The sequence below is a fragment of the Synechococcus sp. R6-7 genome, from assembly GCF_047461695.1.
GTDB lineage: Bacteria > Cyanobacteriota > Cyanobacteriia > Thermostichales > Thermostichaceae > Thermostichus.
The window spans coordinates 1-2288 of the sequence record NZ_JANSHS010000177.1; the positions used below are offsets into that span (position 1 = coordinate 1).

Genomic DNA, 2288 nt, shown 5'->3' on the forward strand with positions numbered 1-2288 from the left:
AGCAGTGTTCAGCGTAAATGTATCAGTGCATCAGTCTGTGCAGTTGCTCCCCAATAATCTGGATGCCGCTGACAATGCGCTCTTCCGGTTGATAGCTGAAGGCGAGGCGCAGGGCGTGCTCCCCTTGGCCGTCGGCAAAGCAGTGGGTGCCCGGTAGGAAGGTGACCCCCAGGGCACGGGTAGCCTGCAACAAGGTGCTGGCGCTTAGGAAAGGGGGTAGCTCACACCAAACGAAGAATCCACCCCCAGGGGCCTCCACCTTGACTTCGGGGGGAAAATGTTGAGCGATGGCCTCCAGCATCACCTGGCACTTTTCTCGGTAGCGACGGGTGAGGAGTTGAATGTGGCTTTGCAGACGGCCCTCCCCGCAATAGCGGGCCACCACCCGGCCCAAAAAGGGCCCCAGGGATCCCTCGCTGCGAAACATCTCCAAGCGGCGGATGATCTCAGGGTGACCACAGGCCCAACCCACCCGCACCCCCGGCACCACAATCTTGGAGAAGGTGCCCACATGAAGAACCCAGCCTTCCCGATCCAGCGCAGCCAAACTGGGCAAGGGATCCCCGGCAAAGCGCAGGTCGTAGTAGGCCTCGTCCTCCACCACCACCACACCGTACTCAGCTGCCAACTGCACCAATTTCTGCCGCCGTGGCCCAGAGAGGGTGCAGCCTTTGGGGTTTTGGAAGGTGGGAATGGTATAGACAAATCGGGGGCGGATCCCTTGGCAAGCCAGATCGCGCAGCACCTCTTCCAGGCGATCCACCACCATGCCTTCCCCATCCACCGGAATCGAGATCAGACGCGCTCCTGCCGCCGCAAAACGGCTGACAGCCCCCATGAAGGTGGGCCCTTCCACAATGACTACATCCCCCGGCTCCACGAAGACCTGAGGCAACAGGCCGAGGATCTGCCCAGAGCCATAGCCGATCAGTAGGTTTTCCGGCTGGGCCTCTACCCCTCTATCCCGCATCAACTGCAGCACCACGTCGATCAGCCCGGCAAACGTGCCGCCGTAATTGAGGGCATTGTCCCCATCCTCTGCCAACACCTCCGCCGTGGCCCGCGCCAAGTCGGCCTTGGGAAACAGGCGCGGATCCGCCAGCCCAAAGGTAAAACTGGTAACCACCGGCGCTGCACCTGGGATCTCCGCCCCGAAAGGAGAAGGGATCACAGCCTGAGCCCGTTGGGCAAAAAGGGTTTGCAACAAGGGCCGCGAAGTGCTACGCGGTGCCGATGCGGACGAGGTCTGGGTCATGGCAAGCAAGAGAAAGAATACCTTAGGCCAATGCCTGCCACGATAACAAGAAAGAACTGCCCAGGAGTAGGGATCCCAAAACCCGCCGCCAGCTCCGGTAGGGGATCTCAGCCAAGACGCCGCCGGCGCTCAGGCATAGGAAGGGGAGCACCACCAAACCCCAGCGAGCACTTTGCTGCAGGGTGTTCACTTGGGGATCCCAAAACCATGTCGCCAGCGCCCCTATCCAGAGGACATGGCCCAAACCGGCCAAGCTGAGCAGGGCTTGCTGCCGTTCTGCCCAGGGCCAGCCCAACCGCACCAAGCTCAACCCCAAGGGCAGCATCAAAGTAGCCAAAACAGCCAAGCCACTTTGGGAGCTGAGAGGATAGGGAATCACCTCAGCAGAGGTAGCCGGCAAATTAAACCGTCCCAGCCAGGAAAGCCCCATCACCAGCAGCAGCAAAAGCAGTCCTGATGCCCCGCACTGCTGACGCGAACGCAACGGTTGCCGTGGCCACTGCTGGCTCGTCCACAGCCCTGCCCAGAGCAAAGCCAAGGGCCAAACCTTATAGGACAGGGCACAGGCTAAGGCCAGACCCCACCAGCGCAAGGTGGATCCCGGCCCAACACCACAACTGCAAAGCAAAACCAGGCTGCCCAAAATCTCGCTGCCCGGCTCCAACCCTTGGGTCAACACCCAGGGGCTGAGTCCCCATAGACCGGCACTCCAGAAGTTGCCCCAGCTCCAGCACAACAGCAGAATGGCCAAGCAGGCCATAGCTGAGAAGATGTGCAGGATCCCTTCAGCCGAGATCCCGGTTCCCTGAGCCAGCCAGGGCAGTAGCCTGTCGGCAAAAGCGCTCCGCACCACTGACGCGAACGAGTGGTAGAGAGGCAGTTCCGGTTGGACAAAAGTCAGGGATCCCTCAGAACTGCTCACCGGCAAAACGCGCCACCACTGCAGAGGAGCCGGTTGCCCCCAAGAGCGGAGTCGCTGCCCCAAAAGAAGGCCCATCCCTCCCCATAGCAGCCAGTGGCCCATGAAACCAAA

The 2288-nt window shown here is 61.1% G+C and carries 2 protein-coding genes; both read right to left on the reverse strand.

The window, feature by feature from the left end:
* Window positions 1-22: 22 nt before the first annotated feature.
* Window positions 23-1255 (reverse strand): PLP-dependent aminotransferase family protein, encoded by a 1233-nt coding sequence (locus tag NW815_RS05990; RefSeq protein ID WP_414389922.1) that lies wholly within the window; start codon window positions 1253-1255, stop codon window positions 23-25.
* A 22-nt stretch (window positions 1256-1277) separates the two neighbouring features.
* Window positions 1278-2288 (reverse strand): hypothetical protein (locus tag NW815_RS05995; protein WP_414415806.1); only part of this gene is annotated, 1011 nt, incomplete at its 5' end.